The sequence below is a fragment of the Staphylococcus taiwanensis genome (assembly GCA_020544305.1).
In the GTDB taxonomy this organism is placed as follows: domain Bacteria; phylum Bacillota; class Bacilli; order Staphylococcales; family Staphylococcaceae; genus Staphylococcus; species Staphylococcus taiwanensis.
Genome location: CP058667.1, coordinates 1,437,906 through 1,459,385, shown reverse-complemented (window position 1 = coordinate 1,459,385; position 21,480 = coordinate 1,437,906). Strand labels below are relative to the sequence as shown.

At 32.4% G+C, this 21,480-nt stretch carries 21 protein-coding genes; 2 read left to right on the top strand and 19 right to left on the bottom strand.

Going from position 1 to position 21,480, the window contains the following annotated elements; translation table 11 throughout:
* Positions 1-7: 7 nt before the first annotated feature.
* The 18 genes from HYI43_06950 to HYI43_06865 form a co-directional block, all read right to left on the bottom strand.
* On the bottom strand, positions 8-2,815 hold the full coding sequence (locus tag HYI43_06950) for a 2-oxoglutarate dehydrogenase E1 component (protein UDI78292.1): 2,808 nt from the start codon (positions 2,813-2,815) through the stop codon (positions 8-10).
* A 387-nt stretch (positions 2,816-3,202) separates the two neighbouring features.
* Positions 3,203-4,564: a HAMP domain-containing sensor histidine kinase gene (locus HYI43_06945; GenBank protein UDI78291.1), complete on the bottom strand. Its 1,362-nt coding sequence runs from the start codon at positions 4,562-4,564 to the stop codon at positions 3,203-3,205.
* Complete coding sequence (locus HYI43_06940; protein UDI78290.1) at positions 4,561-5,220, bottom strand: response regulator transcription factor; 660 nt, start codon at positions 5,218-5,220, stop codon at positions 4,561-4,563. The genes HYI43_06945 and HYI43_06940 overlap by 4 nt, the downstream gene beginning before the upstream one ends.
* Positions 5,221-5,856: 636 nt before the next feature.
* Complete coding sequence (locus tag HYI43_06935; GenBank protein UDI78289.1) at positions 5,857-6,471, bottom strand: phosphatase PAP2 family protein; 615 nt, start codon at positions 6,469-6,471, stop codon at positions 5,857-5,859.
* Between the two features lie 18 nt (positions 6,472-6,489).
* Entirely contained in the window at positions 6,490-7,557 is a 1,068-nt protein-coding gene (locus tag HYI43_06930) for an undecaprenyldiphospho-muramoylpentapeptide beta-N-acetylglucosaminyltransferase (protein UDI78288.1), read from the bottom strand.
* Between the two features lie 18 nt (positions 7,558-7,575).
* Positions 7,576-8,079 (bottom strand): GNAT family N-acetyltransferase, encoded by a 504-nt coding sequence (locus HYI43_06925; GenBank protein ID UDI78287.1) that lies wholly within the window; start codon positions 8,077-8,079, stop codon positions 7,576-7,578.
* A 17-nt stretch (positions 8,080-8,096) separates the two neighbouring features.
* Entirely contained in the window at positions 8,097-9,566 is a 1,470-nt protein-coding gene (locus HYI43_06920) for a S41 family peptidase (protein ID UDI78286.1), read from the bottom strand.
* Between the two features lie 302 nt (positions 9,567-9,868).
* Positions 9,869-10,090, bottom strand: coding sequence for a YozE family protein (locus tag HYI43_06915; protein ID UDI78285.1), 222 nt, complete (start codon positions 10,088-10,090; stop codon positions 9,869-9,871).
* Positions 10,090-10,590: a PTS glucose transporter subunit IIA gene (locus HYI43_06910; protein ID UDI78284.1), complete on the bottom strand. Its 501-nt coding sequence runs from the start codon at positions 10,588-10,590 to the stop codon at positions 10,090-10,092. The genes HYI43_06915 and HYI43_06910 overlap by 1 nt, the downstream gene beginning before the upstream one ends.
* 12 nt (positions 10,591-10,602) lie before the next feature.
* Positions 10,603-11,031 carry a peptide-methionine (R)-S-oxide reductase MsrB gene (gene msrB, locus HYI43_06905; protein ID UDI78283.1) on the bottom strand — a complete coding sequence of 143 codons (429 nt, stop codon included), beginning with the start codon at positions 11,029-11,031 and terminating at the stop codon, positions 10,603-10,605.
* Complete coding sequence (gene msrA, locus HYI43_06900) at positions 11,024-11,551, bottom strand: peptide-methionine (S)-S-oxide reductase MsrA (protein ID UDI78282.1); 528 nt, start codon at positions 11,549-11,551, stop codon at positions 11,024-11,026. The genes msrB and msrA overlap by 8 nt, the downstream gene beginning before the upstream one ends.
* A 110-nt stretch (positions 11,552-11,661) precedes the next feature.
* Positions 11,662-12,507: a DegV family protein gene (locus tag HYI43_06895; protein UDI78281.1), complete on the bottom strand. Its 846-nt coding sequence runs from the start codon at positions 12,505-12,507 to the stop codon at positions 11,662-11,664.
* Between the two features lie 16 nt (positions 12,508-12,523).
* Positions 12,524-13,015, bottom strand: coding sequence for a dihydrofolate reductase (locus tag HYI43_06890; protein UDI78280.1), 492 nt, complete (start codon positions 13,013-13,015; stop codon positions 12,524-12,526).
* A 131-nt stretch (positions 13,016-13,146) separates the two neighbouring features.
* Positions 13,147-14,103 (bottom strand): thymidylate synthase, encoded by a 957-nt coding sequence (locus HYI43_06885; protein ID UDI78279.1) that lies wholly within the window; start codon positions 14,101-14,103, stop codon positions 13,147-13,149.
* Positions 14,104-14,269: 166 nt separating this feature from the next.
* Complete coding sequence (locus tag HYI43_06880) at positions 14,270-14,704, bottom strand: BrxA/BrxB family bacilliredoxin (GenBank protein ID UDI79281.1); 435 nt, start codon at positions 14,702-14,704, stop codon at positions 14,270-14,272.
* A gap of 40 nt (positions 14,705-14,744) precedes the next feature.
* Entirely contained in the window at positions 14,745-15,857 is a 1,113-nt protein-coding gene (locus tag HYI43_06875; protein UDI78278.1) for a conserved virulence factor C family protein, read from the bottom strand.
* Between the two features lie 30 nt (positions 15,858-15,887).
* Entirely contained in the window at positions 15,888-16,139 is a 252-nt protein-coding gene (locus tag HYI43_06870) for a NifU N-terminal domain-containing protein (GenBank protein ID UDI78277.1), read from the bottom strand.
* 13 nt (positions 16,140-16,152) lie between these two features.
* On the bottom strand, positions 16,153-16,347 hold the full coding sequence (locus HYI43_06865) for a zinc-finger domain-containing protein (GenBank protein ID UDI78276.1): 195 nt from the start codon (positions 16,345-16,347) through the stop codon (positions 16,153-16,155).
* Between the two features lie 209 nt (positions 16,348-16,556).
* On the opposite strand from HYI43_06865, the gene HYI43_06860 reads away from it, so the two are divergent.
* Together HYI43_06860 and HYI43_06855 are read left to right on the top strand one after the other, a co-directional pair.
* A complete protein-coding gene (locus tag HYI43_06860; protein ID UDI78275.1) occupies positions 16,557-17,261 on the top strand; it encodes a queuosine precursor transporter in 705 nt (234 codons plus the stop codon).
* A gap of 128 nt (positions 17,262-17,389) precedes the next feature.
* Positions 17,390-17,785 (top strand): ribonuclease HI family protein, encoded by a 396-nt coding sequence (locus tag HYI43_06855; GenBank protein ID UDI78274.1) that lies wholly within the window; start codon positions 17,390-17,392, stop codon positions 17,783-17,785.
* Between the two features lie 79 nt (positions 17,786-17,864).
* Here the strand turns inward: HYI43_06855 and HYI43_06850 are convergent, their stop codons facing one another.
* Positions 17,865-21,254 (bottom strand): YSIRK-type signal peptide-containing protein, encoded by a 3,390-nt coding sequence (locus HYI43_06850; protein UDI78273.1) that lies wholly within the window; start codon positions 21,252-21,254, stop codon positions 17,865-17,867.
* Between the last annotated feature and the right edge of the window lie 226 nt (positions 21,255-21,480).

Sequence of the window (21,480 nt, the reverse complement as noted above, 5' to 3'; positions counted from 1 at the left end):
TTTCCCCCTAGTTATTTTTAATGCTACTTTCAATAATTTTATTTTGAACAAGTTTGTGAATTTCTCCATCGCCTTCAGCCGGAGCTGCACGTTGGATTCTACCATGATAGCTTAAGTTATATTTATTACCTACAAGAGATTTTAAGTATGGATATACAAATAACCATGCACCTTGGTTTTTAGGCTCTTCTTGAACCCATGAAACTGTTTCAAGATTTGGTAATTCATTTAATACTTCTTGAATCTCTTCTTCAGGGAATGGATATAATCTTTCTACAGCAACTAAAAGAATAGAATCATCAGGATTTTTCGCTAAACTTTCTTTCAAGTCAATAAGCATTTTACCTGATGCTAAAATAACTTTAGTCACTTTCTCTTTATTAGCTTCTTCAACAATGATTGGTTTGAAGCGACCTGAAGTAAACTGATCAATTGGTTGTGCAACCGTCTTATTTCTTAATAAACTCTTAGGAGACATAACAATTAATGGTCTCATAGCTTCAGTACCTAAGCTTTTAGCTTGCGCTCTTAATAAATGGAAGTAGTTGCTTGAACTTGATAAGTTCACAACTGTACTGTTATTTTCAGCTGCAAGTTGCAAGAATCTTTCAAGACGTGCAGATGAGTGTTCAGCACCTTGACCTTCAAAAGCATGTGGTAAGAATAAAGTTAAAGCACTACGTTCTCCCCATTTAGCACGTGCAGATGACATAAAGTTATCAAATATCATTTGAGCCATATTTGAGAAGTCTCCATATTGTGCTTCCCAAATATTCATACTATTTTTATTTTCAACATTATAACCATATTCGAAACCAACTACTGCTGCCTCTGATAATGGACTGTTATGCACTTCAAATGTCGCCTTTTGATCTGGTACGTGATGTAATGGTGTAAATGTATCACCATTTTCTTCATCGTGTAGTACAGCGTGACGGTGACTGAATGTACCTCTCTCACTATCTTGACCAGTTAAGCGCACTGAAGTACCATCTTGTAAGATTGTAGCAAATGCGAGTTGTTCAGCTTGAGCCCAATCGACTAAACCATCTTCTTTTTCAAATGGCTCTCTGCGTTTTTCTAAGACCTTGTTTAGCTTTTTCAACACATGGAAATCATCTGGATAAGTTAACATCGCATCATTGATTTCTTTAAGATGTTCAAAAGAAAAGTCTTTTTCATCGCTTTGTAATGGTTGTTGTAATGACTCAGGTTTTTCCATATCTGGGTTGTCCATTTTGTCATTTTTATCGATTTTATCTTGTGCTGAACGCATTTCTTTTTGTACTTTGTCCATGACTTCGTCCATTTCTTCCTTAGAAATGATACCTTCATCTACTAATTTATTACCGTAGATAATTTCAACAGAATCATGTTTACGTATATTTTGATAAGGTAGTGGATTTGTAATAGATGGTTCGTCCATTTCATTATGCCCGTAACGACGATAACCTACTAAATCAATTACAAAATCTTTATGGAACTCTTTTCTGAATTCCATTGCAATATCAATTGCTTCAATTGTTGCTTCAACATCATCTGCATTTACGTGAAGGATTGGTACATCATAACCTTTTGCAATATCTGATGAATACGTTGTAGAACGACCATCTACTGGCTCAGTTGTGAAACCAATTCTATTATTTGTGATGATATGTAACGCACCACCAGTTGAATATCCATCAAGATTGCTTAAGTTCATTGTTTCAAAATTGATGCCTTGACCAGGGTACGCAGCGTCCCCATGAATAATAATTGGCATAGCTTTATGGAAATCTTGAGTCGGTCCACCAGCATGATGTGTATCATCTTGAGCTGCGCGTGTTTTACCGATTACAACTGGAGCAACAATTTCCAAATGACTTGGGTTATTCGCTAATGAAATACGTTGTTCTAAACCATATGAAGATGTTGTTTTAACACCACCTAAGTGATATTTAACGTCTCCCGTCCAACCAGCAGTTAATTTTAAACTGCCATCTTCAGGTAAAAACTTCATTGGATCAGTATGCATAAATTCAGAAATCATCATTTCATATGGTTTTTCGAGAACGTGAGTTAACACATTTAAGCGTCCTCTATGAGCCATACCAATTTGGATATTGTTAATTTCAACTTCAGCTGCACGTTTTAATGTATGTTGTAACATAGGAACTAATGTATCGACACCCTCAATAGAGAATCGTTTAGCACCAACGAAATTTTTGTGTAAATATTTTTCAAAACCTTCAACATGCGCTAATGTATCGAATAATTTCTTTTTCTCATCATTATTAATGTTAGCTCGATAAGGTGTTTCGATACGACGTTTTAGCCATGTACGCTCTTTATTATTATTAATGTGATTATATTCAAACGCAATCGGCCCTTTGTAACGTTTCTCCATACGTTCGATTGCTTCGTAGGCATTGTCGTAAATATCACTGAAGTGATCAGAGACAATGTCTGCTGAAATACTTTCTAAAGTTTCTTTATCTAAATTAAAATCTTCAATTTCTAATTTAGGAACATTCGTTCTTTTAGGAGCATTTATAGGATAGATATCAGCTTTAAGGTGACCATATTGACGAATATTGTCGATTAATCGCATAATGCGTTTGATTGTGTCATCACCTGCTGATGAACCACTCCCTTCAGTGGTAGGCTTAGCTTGAACACTAGCTTCACCGTTTTTAATCGTGCTGAAAAGAACTTGTAAATCATCTGGTACAGATGTCGGGTCTTGTAGATAATCATCATATAAATCTAACATAAGACCTAAATTTGCACCAAAGTTTACAGGAGCCTCCGTAACATCCTTGTTATCCTTTGCCATAGTATTACCCTCCACAAAATAGTTAAACCGCTTACAGGTCAATAATAGCACTATTTGAGTCATTGATAAAGTCTATTGACTGAATATTATGGAAAAATAAATCAATTAAGAAAATTAATATTATAATGATATTTTTTACATCAAATCAATTTTATTATTCAATCAAATTAACAATTCATATTAAAAAAGTAAAAGCGGCTAGTCCATAAAGATTGTATTTTTGGAGAAAACGAAATGTAGAGTGTTTGAGGCTAAAATAATATGATGAGGTTACATTGAAAATTTACAGTAGCTAACTAAATTGAGAAGACATTTATATGGTTTTTTCTCAACACTAATAACCCTTTCGGGCGGGACAAAAAATTCAAAATGAATTTTGTCCCAGTCTTATTTGAATATAATTTTAAAGGTTGTATATTTATTGATTTCACTATCTACGGTTATATATCCACCATATTGTTGAACAATTTTTTCAGCAATAGATAAGCCTAAGCCATTACCACCTTGATTTCTAGCGCGAGATTTATCTACCCTATAAAAACGATCAAATATAAATTCTTGATCATCTTTGGGGATACCTAGGCCATGATCAGTAATTTCTATGCTAGTTTGTTTATTACGTAGTTCTGTACTTATAGTGATATGCTTATTTTCTTTATCATATTTCATAGCATTATCTATAAAAATGAGTAACAGTTGTTCAAATTGGTGACGATTGATCTTTAATGTTAATGGTTTTTTTGATAAATTGACATCAAATTGATACTCAGGGTGTAATTGTTTTAATGAATTAATACGTGATTGTATTTCTTCGTTTATATTTACATCTTCAAACTCTAGAGCTTGGAGGTTTACTTTATCTTTAGTTAAAAGTAAAAGTTCTTCCACAAGTTTAGTAATTCGATTCATTTCTTCTAAAGAAATATTGAGCGATTCTTCTAATACGTCTGGGTCTTTCTTTCCCCATCTTTGTATCAAATTAAGATGACCTTGTATGATTTGTAACGGTGTACGTAATTCATGAGAGGCATCTTCTACAAATTGTCGTTGTTGATTAAAAGACTCTTCTATTTGATACATCATATCGTTAAACGTATCAATTAGATTATCAGTTTCTTCATAGTTGGTATTTAGTTCTAATTTCTTCTGGAAACCATCTCGACGAATTTGGTTCATTTTATTAGACATAGTTATAAGTGGCTTAGTTAATTGCGTAGAGAAAAGATAACTAATACCTCCTGTAATAATGGTTGCTAATAAACCAAATGCTATTGCGACAAAGTATAGTGAACGTACTACATTATTGTATCCCTCTAATGAGTGAACCAATATAATAAATCCTTCAAAATGATTACTGTGAATAGGTTCAATTATAACTAAGTATTGAATACCACTATTTCTAACAATCTGTACGTGTTTCGGATTGTCAATATTTAGTTTGGGTTTGAATGTAATGACATTTTCATTAGATGTTTGCATTAATTCTTTCCCATGCTTATCATATATTAACGCTTCTTCAAAATTTTCCAATGAAGCACTTAAATCTAAAGTAGAAATATTATGAATAGGTCTAGTTTCAAGTAAATTTGCTATATCACTTATACTATGTTCAGCTTCATCAATTTCACCGTTACGTAACGTGTCCTTTAAAAAGAAGATAATTACTAAACAAAATAAAATAATTGTACTGAACATAATTAAAGTGGTTATCATCATCCATTTATATTTTAAGGTCCGTCTTTTAATCATCTAATCACATACCCAACGCCACGAACAGTTTCAATAATCTTATCTTTTCCGAAAGGTTTTAATTTATTTCGTAAATAACGAATATAGACATCAACTACATTTGTTTCAACTTCACTATTATAACCCCATACATGATCAAGGATTTGCTCTCTTTGTAGAACATGATTGCGGTTTGTAGCTAAAAGATAAAGCAAATCATATTCAGTTTTTGTAAAGTCTAATTGATCACCATTTACAGTTACTTTAAACGCGTCAATATCAATTTGAATGCCATTTATATCAATAATGTCTTTTTGAGGTTGTCGTCTAAGAACCGCTCTGATACGTGCAAATAATTCTTCTATTTCAAAAGGTTTAACAATATAATCATCAGCACCATAATCTAATCCAGTTACTTTATCATATGTATCACTTTTAGCTGTAATTATGATAATTGGCGTTGATTGCTTTTGACGTACTTGTCGACAAATCTCAAGTCCATTAATGTTAGGTAACATTAAATCTAATATGATTAAATCGTAACTATTACTTAAAGCTTTGTCCAAACCATCTTGTCCGTCATATTCAATATCAACTTTATAATTATCATGTGTTAGTTCTAGCTCAAGGAAACGAGCTAAATTTTGTTCATCTTCTACGATTAGTATATTTGTCATTTAATCATACTCCTCTTTTTTGAAAATGTAGAAATCATAAAAATTAATAAAATTTAACTCACTTTTAAAAAGGTAATAAGCAATTTTAAAGGTTTACAATACCACAATATCAGACATATTTTAACACACTAAAGATTAGAAAATATGTATTCAGAAAAAAATGTAATATGAGCGTAAAAAATGAATGAATTTAATTGAGAATATTTCGCAATTATAATTGACAATCATTATCAATCATGTATAATAGTATTTGAAAATGATTATCAATACCGACTAAGACATTCCCCCCACATATATTTCGTTCTTATAGGATTGATCATTTTCAAGTTATTCCCCTTTTATATGCCCGTAAAAGACTAACGTTAAAGTTTCAAATTACTTTGAACGTTTTAATAAAAAGCAGTGAATCTAATGCCGAGGTTCACTGCTTTTTGATTTATATAAAAATAATTTTCAATTAATCGATAATAATGCTTCCACGTAACTATAACTTTAAAAATATAAAGCTCTTACAATTGAATTATTGTGTTACGGTCAAAATAATATAGTTATATGTTCCAGTTGAAAGAAGCATGATCAAAAAAAGAGAGATGCCATTCGAAGAATTAAACATCTCTCTAAAATAATTAATCTATATTAAGTGTACAATTGGTTTTTAAGTATTAATGTTGATAGAACAATACAGAATACGCCACCAATTATTCCTGCAATAACATCAGTTGGATAATGTACGCCTAAATACACTCTTGAGATAGAAATAAGTAGTATAAATAAAGCACATAACCCAATAATTATACCTTTGTTTATGCCAATCGTACGTCTACTTGCGATAAACATTGCACTACCAAAGAAAGAAGTAGATCCCATTGCATGACCACTTGGAAAGCTAAATCCTGAAATATCAATTAGACGCAATAAAGTTGGACGTTCACGGTCAAAGATATTTTTTAATAAAGGATTTAAAATACTAGACAATGCCATAACTATAACGAAAAATAATGTTTCAATCTTGAAACGCTTAAGCATTAGGTATGCAACAAGCATTAATGATAAACATACCATTGCCCATACTTCACCAATCTTAGTTGCACCTAGTAAAATAGAAGTCGTGATGAAACTTTCTGACGAATAAATGAACTCATAAACTTCGGTATCAATCCACTTTCCTAATCGAGACTCATGGAAAAATGCAATAATACCGAATATTAATGTGAAAATGATGAGCAAGGTAATTCGCTTTGTGCGATTCATTGTGAGTACCTCCTGACCTTATAAAGCGTCTTTCAAGATCTTGTTGAATAAGTCTTCTCTAGTATAACTTTCTTTATATGTTCCCATTTGTTTAACAATTGAATCACGATTGTGCTCAATATCTTTAAGTTGTTCTAAAAGTTTTACTTGTGTTAATTGATCTTCAGGTATCGTTCTACCGTACCCTTTTGATTCAAAGTTTTTAGCATTATCAATTTGATCGCCACGTGATTGGTCAAGTCCAAGTGGGATTAAGAGCATTGGAATACGTAATGTTAAGAATTCATAAATTGCATTTGAGCCTGCTCGACTTACTACTGTATCAGTAATGGCAAGCAAATCAGTTAATTCCTCTTTTACAAATTCAAATTGTACGTATCCTTTATTTTGATATGAATCATCAACTAAGCCATGACCAGTTAAATGAATAATTTGGTAATCTTGAAGTAAGGCATCTAAATTTTCACGAATAGATTGGTTTAGCTTTTTACTTCCTAAACTACCGCCCATTACTAGAAGGACTTTTTTATGATTATCAAAGCCAGTTAAATGATAGCCTTTGTCTTTATTACCTTCTTTTAAATCTTCACGAATTGTAGCCCCCACAAAATCAGCTTTGTCTTTTGGTAAATATTGAAGGGTATCTTCAAATGTTGTATAGATTTTTTTAGCAAATTTTAAAGATATTTTATTTGCTAATCCTGGAGTTAAATCTGATTCATGAATAATTGTTGGAATTTTTAATGAACGCGCAGCGATTACTACTGGTACAGACACAAATCCACCTTTTGAAAATAATAAATCAGGTTTTTCTTTTTTTAGTACTTTACGTGCATCAAGAACACCTTTTAAGACTTTAAATACGTCTTTTGCATTATTAACAGATAAATATCTACGTAATTTACCGCTAGATATTGGATAATATGTCACGTTCGGTAATTGAGATTCAATCATTTCACGTTCAATACCATCTTTAGATCCAATATAAAATGCTTCGTGGCCTTTATTTGTAGCTGTTGGAATTAGACTCAAGTTCACTGATACATGTCCAACGGTACCGCCACCGGTAAATGCTATTTTAGCCATAGTTATTAACCTCTATTCTTATATATTTTTATAGTATGCGTAAAATGGTGCGCCTCTATCAAAAGGATGATAATCCATTTCAGCTTCGCCAACTTTTTGGAAACCAAATTTCTCAAATAATCCTTGAGCTGGTTTGTTTAATGCAAAAGTATCAGTTAGTAAGACATGTACACCATGGTCTTCTGCTAACTTAACAGCAAAGTCAAATAGCTTTGTAGCTGCACCTTTATATTTTTGTGACCCTGCAAGTCTATGAATGACATAGGCTCCTTTTCGATCGACAGGCCATTCTAACTCATCATACCATTCTGATTGTTGTTGGTCGACCACAATAAAGCCATAAATAGTGTCATCTTCTTCTAATACGTAAAGCGTCTCGGTCTTAATGTCTTGTTCAAAATGTTCAGTTACTGGGTATTTGTCATCCCATTGATTGTTATTAAATTCTTTCATCAATGCTTTAGCTTCTTCTACTAACGTTTCAATCTGTGGAATATCGTACATTTGACTTAATCTAATCATTGGCTCTAAACACCTCTTTATTTTAATTTATTAAGTAATTTGTCAAGAACAGTATCTTCTTTGTTAGACTTTTCAACTAATAATTGAGTGAATTTCTCGTTTGTTTTTTTATCAAATTTGCCAGTTGAAGTCAAATGATTATCAGACTGGAACTTTTTAATAGCAGATTGTAATTCTGAATCAAATTGATTCGTCTCATTATCAATATGGTATCCTAAAGCGTCTAATCCTATCTTCATTGATTTGATATTTTTATTACTATCTCCCATAGAATAGGTTTTATCTGATGGAATAACCGAAATAGATTGATATTTAGGAGAAGCAATTTTTACATCTGGCTTAATTCCTTTCCCATGAATATAATGACCATCAGGTGTTAACCATTTCATTTGCGTATATTTGAGTAATGAACCATCTTTAAATTCACGAGTTGTTTGAACTATTCCCTTACCAAATGTTTTTGAACCATAAATTTTAGCTTTATCATAATCTTTCATAGCTCCAGTGAAAACTTCTGATGCACTCGCAGAACCCTCATTAACTAATATACTGACTTTCATATCTTTAGCTTCTTTTAAAGAATCGTTGGAAGTTTTAATTGATTCGGTGTCATTACCTTTTTCCAATTTAACTACAGTTTTGTTTTTATCAATAAAGATATTGGCCATTTTGACAGCTTCATCTAATAGACCACCAGGATTGTTTCTTAAATCTAAAACGATATTACGAACGCCATCTTTATGTGCTTTAATAATTGATGATTTAAGTTCACTTGCTGTGTTTTCTTGGAATTTATTAATAGTGAAGACGCCGATGTTACCTTTTTTCTTATACTCAACACTTTTAACATGAATTTTTCCACGTTTGATATTTATATCTTTCTCTTGAGAACCTCGTTTTATTGTAAGTTTAACGTTAGTTCCTTCTTTACCTCTTACCATTTTTACTACTTGGTCTAGCGGTTTATCAATAATAGATTTACCATTGACTTTCGTAACAACATCTTTGGGTTGGATACCTGCCTTTTCAGCGGGTGAATCTTTCATTGGACTAGTAATCATGATTTGTTTATTTTTCTTTTGCATTTCTGCACCAATTCCAACGAAATCACCTGATACATCTTCATTAAAACTCTTAGTTTCATCTTTAGTCATGTATTCAGAATAAGGATCTTTTAATTCTTTAACCATTCCATCTATGGCAGCTTCAGACAACTTACTTGAACTTTGCTTTTTATAGTAATCATTGTTAAGTGTCTTATAAGCGAACTCTATTTTTTTCATTTCTTGACGTTCGTCTTTTGTTAAACCACTTATTTTATGACTAATGCCAATTGTAGCAGCCACAGTTATAGCTGCTGTGACAAAAACGATGCCTAATAATAAAATAATAAAATGCCAAACTTTGAATTGAACTCTTTTTGCTGAAGATTTATTTTTTTGCTCTGATTCTTCCTTTTTATTACTATCGTCAGAGTTATTATTCATAAAATCACTTCCTCATATAACACATATGTATTTATTGTTAATCTTTTTGAAAAAAGATATTACTAGTATGTCGCTATTTTATAGCAAACGCAACTTATAAGAGCTACACAGCGTCATTTTAACAATCGATTGAATAAAGGAAAATTATTTATAATTTTTCAGGTTAATATAAAACCATATGCATATAAGTAATGCTTTGCTTAATCAAACACATAACTAGTTTAACTATTTATTTAGGATTCACGAAACGTTAAAAAGTCTGAGACATGTACTTTAAGTCTCAGACTAAAATGTAATATTAATCAAAATTTTAACCATTCTGTATATTCATCATATAAATCATCAAAAACAAACATTGGCAAAGTAATATCACTTTGCATTTCAATGTATTCTGATAATTTATTAAAGTCGCGCTCATGTTTAGGGAAAGATAAATCACGAAAGATTTCTTCGGCTAAATCACCTTTACTATCTTTACGACCTCTTGCAGTTAAAGCAAATTGATAAAATGAATGATCTTTCATTAGCTCATTGTCACATCAATTACTTTAGTTTCACCTTTGACTACGGCTTTTACATCATTAGTATGAATAGATTCAGTTTGGTCAGAGTTTGTAATGATAATTGGTGAAATAACATCTTTAGCATTATTTTTAATATATTCTAAATCAAACTTGAGAAGTGGGTCTCCAACTTGAACTGTATCTCCACTACTAACTAAGATTTCAAAACCTTCACCATCTAATTGAACTGTATCTAAACCAATATGAACTAAAATTTCTAATCCATTATCTGCTTTTAATCCAATCGCATGTTTAGTTGGAAAAACATTATCTACTTTGCCTTCAATTGGTGAAACGACTTCACCTTCAGTTGGATTGATACCGAAACCTTCACCCATCATTTTTTGTGCAAATACTGGGTCAGGAATATCTTCAATTTTTACATATTCACCTGTTAGTGGTGCATAAATTTCAATTTCTTTATTAACTTCTTTACCTTTACCAAATAATTTTTTAAACATTTATTGTCACTCCTATTTCTCAAAGTGTGGGATTAAATCGCCATAACCAAGTTCTTCTAATTTGTCATATGGAATAAATTGAATAGATGCAGAATTAATACAATAACGTAATCCACCACTTTCTTTAGGACCATCATTAAATACATGTCCCAAATGACTATTAGCATCTTCAGATCTAACTTCTGTTCTTATCATACCAAATGTTTTGTCTACAAGCTCAATGATTTCTTCATCATTGATTGCTTTTGAAAAACTAGGCCATCCACAATCTGACTCGAATTTTTCTTCGGAAGTAAATAATGGTTTACCAGAAATTTTATCTACGTAGATACCCTTTTCAAAATGATTCCAATATTCGTTTTGAAAAGGAGGTTCAGTACCATTTTCCTGTGTAACTAAATATTCCATTTCGTTAAGTTCACTTTTATCTTTTTTAATCATTCTGAGTCCCCCAATGTGATTCTATAAATGCCTTTCTACCTGATCCACGTTGGTATTGTTCATAATGAGTAGGATTTTTTTTATAATAATCTTGATGATAGTCTTCAGCTGGATAAAAATTCTTATATGGAAGAATTGGTGTGACGATTGGGTCCTTAAAGACACCTTCCTCATTGAGCTGTTGTATTTTTAATTCGGCTGCTTTCTTTTGTTGCTCATCATGATAAAAAATGGCTGGTTCATAACTTTCACCTCTGTCGAAGAATTGTCCACCCTTATCTGTTGGATCGAATGTTTTAAAATAAACATCCAGAATATTCTCAAAAGATGTGATTTCAGGATTGAAAGTGATTTGAACTGCCTCTCTATGCCCGGTTTGATTTGTGCATACTTGCTCGTATGTGGGATTTTCTACATCTCCACCACTGTAACCAGACACGACTTCGTCAATTCCTGGATATGATGTGAATGGTTTAACCATACACCAAAAACATCCGCCTGCTAGTGTTGCATAAGCCATATTACTACCTCCTCTATCATTATTTAAATTTACGATATTGTTAATAGAAATTAAAGTAATTTACTCATGATTATATCGCTATATCATTTTATAAATAGAAAGAAGTGATTTTAAATCGATTCACGTACAACGACAAGACCAATTGCACCTTTCCCAGTATGTGTGGAAATAACTGGCGTTGTTACGTTGACATCATAATCATGTTGACCAAATGCTTCATCAAATTGAACTTTAAGTTTTTCAACAAATTCAATAACATTAGCATGAGCTACACCTATCGATTTAATTTTGTGTTTATCAATAAATTCTGAAATTTCTTTCTTTAGATATTGTATGCTTGAATTTTGAGTCCGAGAATTGTGAACGATTGCTAAATATCCATCTTCAAGTGTACCGACTGGCTTAATCTTCATCATATTCCCAATGAAACCTTTCGTTTTGCTAATGCGGCCACCTTTTATTAACTGATTTAATTGTCCTATTACAACGAATAACTTAATGTTTTTTTGTAACTCTTTCAGTTGTTCAACAATTTCATTCGGAGTAAGATTAGTATTTATAAGTTCCACTAGACGTTGAATTTGATAGCCAAGTCCATAAGAAATTGATTTAGAATCAATAACTGTTACATTGGCATCAACCATATTACTAGCTTGAAGTGCTGTTTGATACGTACCACTTAATCCTGATGACATGTGGATACTGATAATTTCAACATCTTCTTGTCCAAGTTGATTATATAATTCAATGAACTTACCAATTGGTGGTTGGCTTGTTTTAACATCTGCATCTTCTTCAATACGTTGGATGTATTCCTCAGAAGAAATGTCTACTTGGTCTACATAAGATTTACCATCTATAGTTAAACTTAAAGGAATAACGTGTATATTATGAGTTGATAAATAGTCTTGCGATAAATCTGAGGTTGAATCGGTAACGATAATTTGTTTAGTCATAAAAGCCTCCGCAAAATCATTTTGAATTTTTATCTTTACGTATTAAATGTAAAAAGGTATGAGGAATAGTGTTTTTATCATCTAATATTCCTTCAATTGAAGATGCTACTTCCCAATCTTCAAATGTGTAAGGTGGAAAGAAAGTATCACCTTGATGTTTACCATCAACTACTGTGATATACATATCATCTACTTTATCTATCATTTCTTCAAATAGTGATTGACCGCCAAAAATAAAAATATGTCCTTCTAGATTATAAATGTCATCGATGGAATGAATGACATCTACGCCGTCAACTTTAAATGAAGTATCACGTGTCAACACTACGTTTCTTCTATTCGGAAGCGGTTTACCAATTGAATCATAAGTCTTTCTCCCCATAACTAAAGTGTTTCCAGTAGAAAGTTTTTTAACATGCTTTAGATCATTCGGCAAGTGCCAAGGTAAATCATTTTTATAACCAATAACACGTTGCTCATCATGAGCTACTAATATTGATAAAGTCATTGAATAACCTCCACGTTTATATTTGAACTTTTAATAAAGTAGTGTATATATACTAATTATATTATAAACCCTGAAAATGAATCATTTTATTGCTTATTTCATTTTCAAGGTTTAAAAATGAATCTCTTTCTTTAAACTGCAATAGGTGCTTTGATAGCAGGATGTGATTCATAGTCTACAATTTCTAAGTCTTCATAATTGATATCAAAAATAGATGCATCTGAATTAATCTTCAATAAAGGCGGTGCGAAACTCTCTCTTGCAAGTTGTGTTTGAACCGCATCAATGTGATTTGAATAAATATGTGCATCACCGAAAGTATGCACGAAATCACCCACTTCAAGATTACATTCTTTAGCGATTAAATGCGTTAATAACGCATAGCTTGCAATATTGAATGGGACACCTAGAAAAATATCGGCACTGCGTTGATAAAGCTGACAACTCAACTTTCCGTCTTGAACATAAAATTGGAACATAGTGTGACAAGGCGGTAAAGCCATAGTATCAATTTCGGTAGGGTTCCATGCCGATACAATATGACGTCTAGAATTTGGATTTTCTTTTATTTGTTGAATCACTGTTTTAAGTTGGTCAAAGTGATTTCCTTCTTTATCTACCCAATCTCGCCATTGTTTACCATAAACATTACCTAAATCTCCATGTTTTTTTGCAAAAGCATCATCATTAAGTATATTAGCTTTAAATTTTGCCATTTCCTGTTTGTAGATGTCTTTAAATGCTTCATCTTGGAGCGCTCTATGCCCAAAATTTGTCATGTCTGGACCTTCATAATCACTAGATTGAACATATTTTTCGAATGCCCATTCATTCCAAATATTATTATTATATTTAAGTAAATATTGGATATTTGTATCACCTTTAATAAACCACAATAATTCAGTAGCCACGAGTTTGAAAGATACTTTCTTTGTAGTTAATAATGGAAACCCTTGAGATAAATCAAATCGCAATTGATGACCAAATTTTGAAAAAGTTCCTGTATGCGTTCGGTCATCACGTCGATTACCTATGTCTAAGATTTCTTCACATAAAGCGTGATAAGCTGAATCAAATGGATTTAACATATAATTCATCTCCTAGAATTATTTATATTAACTTTCATTATACTAGAAAATCAGTACTTATAAAGTTAAAATAAAAAATCCAGATGATAAATTATCATTAAAAAGATAAATTTATATCTGAGTTTTTTATATAAGTATGATTAAAGATAGTTATTTAAAAATTGACTTAGCAATTTTCATCAAAGGCATCTTTGATATCCATACAAATATCTTGAATATCACGTCCTTCAATATGTTCACGAGGAATGAAGTGCTTTAATTCGTTACCTTTGAATAGTGCATAAGAAGGACTAGAAGGTACTTGTTGAATGTATTCTCTCATCGTTTGAGTCGCATCTTTATCTTGTCCAGCGAAGACCGTAATTTTATGTGTTGGTTTTTTATCATTTTGTTCTGCAACGGCAACAGCTGCTGGTCTTGCTAGACCTGCTGCGCATCCGCAAGTCGAATTAATGACAACGAATGTTGTATCATCTGCGTTAACATTTTCCATAAAATCTTTAACGTCCTCACTTGATTCTAAGCTCTTAAAATCATTATCAGTTAATTCAGCTCGCATTTGTTGAGCAAGTTCTTTCATATATTGTTCATAAGGATTCATCATTTTTCACTCCTAATATCTACTAATATTCTAAATTTAGTTAATTATTGCGGTTTGCTATTTGTTTCCAAACAGAGCCTAACGCTTCATCACCATTTTCAATCCTAGAAATCGCCATTTCAATTTGCAATTTTACTTCATATGCTTGATCATTAACATGTGCTTTTAAGCTAGGTAATTGCTCAGGTCCGCCTTCATCAAATATAAACATTGCTGCTCTCCAACGTACAATTTTTTGAGGATCATCAAGCGCATGTTCCATTTCTGGAAGTGCTTCTTTATAGCCAAGGTCACTTAAGCAATCGCCAGAAGTTCTTCTTACCGCAGGACTTTTATCATGAAGGCCTTGATATAACAGGGGTAATACTTTTTTATCTTCTAGCATTCCTATTAATACAACAGCTTGACGTCTAAGTGGTGCTTTTTCTTCTTTTAAAGCAAGCTCTAATAAAGATAAATCATCTAATGTTGGCTTCGGAAAATCTTTAAGCATACGTAAACGTGCTTTCCAATTTTCAGCTTGTTTATAATCTGAAATAGTAACATGAGTGTATTGTTGCTGTGGAACGATGATATCGGTAGCAAGTGCAGTTTCTACCAACTCATTTAATCTTTGTTCAGGATATAAAGCTACAATTTCCTCATAAACTTCATCCATAACTTGTTCTAAATCGCCATATCTAATTCCAAGATCTTGCCATTTGCGAAGAAAGACAATGTTATCGCCTTCTTTTTGTGCTTTGAGCATGCTATCAACAAAAATATCTGGTAATTGGCTGCGCTTTTCCTCATTAGTAGAAGTGAGTTTTATCTGATACGGAATCCCTTTAAACATAAGCGTTTCGGCTTTAATTTCACCAAAATGGTCATCTGGTGTATAGGAACCCTCTGATACTACCTCACTGTTTAATGTTGACGTTATATTTGGTAAGACTTCCTCCCAATCCGCTTTGGGCTGTTTATCAATTGCTAGGAAATCCATGACATAAAAGATAGATTTAACACCATCTAATGATAATAAATCATTAATGAATGTAGGCTGAGATTCATTCACTTCAGTATAAGTGTTAGATTTATTATCTTCTCTTTTTTTAGTCAATACAATTTTCATTGTATTAGGACTCGGTGTGGGTTCTACTCTTAATATTTCCATAAATACATATCCCTCTTTTATATATATGAATTAGTTAAAAGATGATTGGATTTTAGGTAGTACTTCATCCCAATTAGCAGTATCCTCTTTATCAACAGATATAAAATCCATAACATAAAAAACTGATTTTACACCATCGATGTCGAATAAACGATTAATAAAATCAGGTTGACCATCTTTAGCAGAAGTAAACGTATTTGATTTATTATCTTCTCTTTTTTGGTCTAAATTTATTTTCATAGTATTTTGATTAGGTGTTTCTTCGATTGATACGATTTGCATATTTAATAGCCTCCTATTGCAGTTCATTACCTAATTGTTTAATCTGTTTGCCAATTGAACATTCAGAAATACAAAAGTGATGTGCTTGCGTTTTACCTTCTGTTTTTCTGATATGTGTTTTAAGTAAACAATTGTCACAATAAGTATTCATTAGTTCATCTATTTTATCAATTGCATTTTGTTCGGAATGCGTAAGTATAACAGTCACTCCTTATATACTGTATTAACAAGTAATAATCATGGAGTCATTATAACTTACTTCACCCATTTTTTGAAATAATCGATTTTATCTACACTTGTTAAGCATAATGATTTACAAGTCAACTATTGCAACTACGATTATTTTACTATAAAATAATTAAGTTGTTTTTGCGGTTTCTAAACACCCGCATTATCAAAATTTAGGAGGATAATTATATGTATAATGAATTATTTGGTGTAGCTACGTTTTTAGTTACATTTATTTTAATGGTATTAATGTTTAGATGTTTCGGTAAACAAGGGTTAATTGCATGGGTAGCTATTGGAACGATTATTGCGAATATTCAAGTGATAAAAACAGTAGATATTTTTGGTATATCTGCAACGTTAGGTAATGTTATGTTTGCTTCTATATATTTGGCAACAGATATTCTTAATGATATTTATGGACGTAAAGTTGCTAAACGAGCAGTTTGGTTAGGATTTTCATCTACATTAGTGATGATTATCGTTATGCAAATGTCTCTTCACTTTATACCTGCACCCGAAGATATGGCGCAAAAATCTTTATCAACGATATTTGATTTAGTACCAAGAATTGCTTTAGGTTCAATCATCGCCTATATTATCGGTCAGCATGTAGATGTTTTTATTTTCTCAGCAATTAAAAAGATCTTTAGTTCTGACAAGACATTTATTATCAGAGCTTATGGAAGTACTATTCTAAGTTCAATTATAGATACTGCTTTATTTGTAACGATTGCTTTCGCTGGAAACCTACCGACTAGTGTCGTATTCCAAATCTTTATAACTACTTATTTCCTAAAATTAATTTTAACTATTTTTAATGTACCATTTGGATATATTGCGAAATCAATGTATCGTAAAGGTCATATTGATAAATTGGATAAAGGATATTGATGATTTGAGCAACCTGAGGTGTTTGTTAATGTCCCAGGTTTTTTAATCTAATTACTACGCTATTCAACGCAACTATAATTTGATAAGATTTATTTACTAACTATATTATTGAAAAGGTGCAATTTTAAATGGCGAAAATATACTTTGATGCAGCGACTAAAGGTAATCCCGGTCACAGTACCTGTGGCATTGTGATTAAAGAAGAAAATGAAAAGTATATATTCAAACATGATTTAGGCGTATTAGATAATCATAGTGCAGAATGGGCATCACTTATTCATGCATTAGAACATGCTCGAAAATTAAATGTAGACAACGCCCTACTATATACTGATTCAAAGTTAATTGAAGATAGCGTTAATCAAGGGTATGTGAAAAATGCTCGATTTAAGCCTTATTTTGAAAATATGGAAATTCTAGAACAAAGTTTCGAGCTTATGTTCATAAAATGGGTTCCAAGAGATCAAAATAAAGAAGCTAATCAAATCGCACAACAATATTTGTATAAAATTATGAAAAAATAAAATGATTTTAAGTAAGTAAATCTCCCCTATCTAAGTCATATTAGATAGAGGAGATTATTTTATTTTTATTGGGTACTAATTATTTGTTTTCTTTTCTTTTTCTTCTTGAAATTAACGCTATACCACCTATTAATGTTGAGAAAAGCGTAATAGCAGTCTTATTATCATTTGTAAGTCCTGTATTAGGTAGTGATTTTATTTTGTCTTTATTGTGTTTACTATCTTTAGCGTTTTCATTAAGGGCATTATCATCGTTAAAGCCATTATTGTCATGATTATTTTTAGTCAAATAACCAGTTTTGTTGGTATCATCATTGGCAATGTTTTTAGGGTTTCTACGTCCATTTTCATCTGAAAGATTTAAAGTTGCTTTAACTGGTTTAGATAGTGCACTATTTGGATGTTCTGCATTATCTGTCGCTTTAACCGTCACATCACCTTCTGGAATTGGAGTTTCAGGAATAATCGTTGCAAACCCGTTACCATCAGTTGTAGCATGACCAATCACATGTCCATATTTGTCTAGTAATTCGACAAGTGTGTAAGGATCAGTTGAAACTTTAACAGGTGTTTTTGTGTTAGCTTTATGAATCAATGTTGTATGAATCACTGGTTCTTTAGGTGCTGTAGTATCCGTTACTTTAATTGGATCTGAGTATGAACTATTCGGTGGTTGTGCATTATCAGTTGCTTTAATAATTATATTACCTTCTGGATAAGGTTTGGTTGGTGTGATAATTACATGTCCATTTTTATCAGTTTTACCAGAGCCAATCACGCGTCCATCTTTATCAATGATTTCTACATAAGTGTATGGTTCAGTGATAATTTCAATTGGATCTTTTGTACCAGCTTTACCATTCATACTACCTTTAACTACTGGTTTAGGTGGTGGTGTTGTATCGGTTGCTTTGACAGGTTTAGATATAGAACTGTTAGGACGTGTAGCATTGTCTGTCGCTTTTACATAAACATTACCTTCTGGAATTGGTTTAGTTGGTGTAATCATTGCATTACCTTTTTCATCAGTTACACCAGAACCAATAACATGAAAATCTTTGTCTAATAATTCCACTTTAGTGTTTGGGTCTGTTGATACTGAAATTGGTGTATAAGTGTTTGCTTTTCCATCGAGACCTGTATTCACCTTAGGCACTGTAGGCGGTGTTGTGTCTGTAGCTTCGATTGGATCAGATGTTGATGTATTTGGATGTTCAGCATGATCTGTAGCTTTAATTGTCACATTACCTTCAGGAATAGGTTTTGTTGGTGTAATGAGAGCATGACCATTTTGGTCTGTATCGCCTGTACCGATGAGTTGTCCATCTTTATTGAAAATGTCAATATGCGTGTTAGGATCAGTAACAACTTCAATAGAATCCTGTGTATTCGCTTTACCTGCTAATCCCCCAGGAACAGTTGGTTTCATTGGAGGTGTTGTATCGATAACGTTAACAGGTTGTGAAGTCGTACTATTCGGATGTTCTGCATTATCAGTCGCTTTTGCAAAAATTTTACCTTCAGGAATTGGGATATTAGGCGTTATTGTTACATGACCTTGATCGTCCGTTGTGCCAGAGCCTATAATATTACCATTTTTATCAACAATATCGACGTGTGTGTGGGGGTCGGTAGTGATTGAAATTGGTGTCAATGTTCCCCCTTTTTCAGAGATATCTGTATCAAAGGTTGGTGCATTTGGTGGCGTCGTATCTGTTGCTTTAACTGGATCAGAATATGAACTATTTGGTTCTTCAGCATTATCGGTGGCTTTAACATTAACGTTACCTTCAGGAATAGGTTTAATCGGCGTAATAAAAGCATGGCCAGTACTATCTGTTGTACCTGTTCCAATTACATTACCTTCTTTATCAACTAGTTCTACTTTAGTAAATGGATCGGTTGTTACTTCGACTGAGTCAGTTGTTCCTGCTTTACCGTCCAAAGTACCTAATACTGGTTTTGAAGGAGATGTTGTATCTGTAGCTTTCACAGGTTCAGAAAATGAACTATTCGGATGTTCAGCATTGTCTGTCGCTTTTGCAATTACATTACCTTCTGGAACAGGTCTTGTTGGTGTAACTGTTGCATATCCAGTGCCATCTGCAATACCTGTCCCTAAACTGTGTCCATCTTTATCAAATAATTCTACAAGTGCATGTGGTTCTGTTATAAGCGTAATTGGCCATTGCGTATTCGCTTTTCCAACTAAACTTGTTTCATAAGTCGGAACTACTGGAGGTGTCAAATCTGTAACCTTAACCGGATCTGAATAACTACTATTCGGTGTTTCTGCGTCATCCGTAGCTTTTGCTGTAATCGGTCCTTCATCTAATGGTTTGCTAGGAGTGATTGTAATGCGCCCAGAATGATTGGTCATGCCACTACCTATTAAGTGATTATCTTTATCAAACAACTCCACTTTAGTATCAGGGTCGGTAGTGATTTCTATAGGAGTTAGTGTACCTACTTTATCAACTAAATTTGTATGAATAATTGGTTTATCAGGCGGTGTTGTGTCGGTTGCTTTCTTAGGATCTGAAGTAGATGAGTTACCACTATCATCTGTTGCTACGGCCGTTACATTACCTTCAGGGATTGGTCTAGTTGGCACGATATATGCATGACCTTTATCATTTGTTCTAGAAGCTCCAAGCGGTTTATTATATTTGTCTCTTAATTCAATTCTTGTAAAAGGATCTGTTGTGACTTCGATGACAAATGGTCTATGTTGAGAATCAGTATTTAATGCTTCGACTGGGTCTGACGTCACACTTTCTGAACCACGTGTAGCTCTAGCTGAAACATTGCCTTTAGGAATCCATTGTTGTGGAACGATAGTGACATGACCAGTTTCATTAGTTCTTCCAGTACCCATTGTCGCACCATCTTTATCTAAAAGAGCTACGTCAGTATTTGGTGAAGTCAAAATCTCAATTGGTCTTTTTGTATTAGCTGCATCACCCACACTTGTAATGAAAGTTGGTTTAATAAGCGGTGCTTGCTGATCATTCGGTGTTGATGATGAAGTAGTTGTTGCAGCATTAAGTGGGTTATCAACTGTTCCAGTTACTACTCTATTAAAATCATTTTCATCTGAAGTAGTAGCTCTCTTTTTTCTAACATGCATATTTGATGGTTGATTTGATACACTCGAATCGTCATTAGCTTGTTGTTTATTGTTAATTTGTGTATTTAATTTAGCTTCTTTAATTGTGTCATTGACTTGATTTGATTGAATTTGACCTGTGGTATTTTTATTATCAGAAAGTTTAATTGACGTATTATTACTTTCTTTAATTGAGTTTTCATGATTACTATTCGTATGTTGTTGAGTGGAATTTGAATGCTCACTAGCTTGTGCATCATGGTTTACTCCTAAAAATACGAATGTCGCTACTAAGGTTGAAAATGTCCCAATTGCATACTTACGAATACTAAATTTTTGTAAATAATTATGTTGATTCATTGATGTATTAAACTCCTTTTATAGTTCTAATATTGAAAAAGAATCTTTAATTAAATTACTTTACTACGCTAATTAAAATTAATAACATGAACTTTCTAAAAAGTCATTGTTATATTCTTAGTTTAATTTAAAAACGATATTCAATATTAAAAAACTCTTATAATTTTATTATATCATTAATAATGGTATAAACGGAACACAATGGTAATGGTTTGTTATGATATTT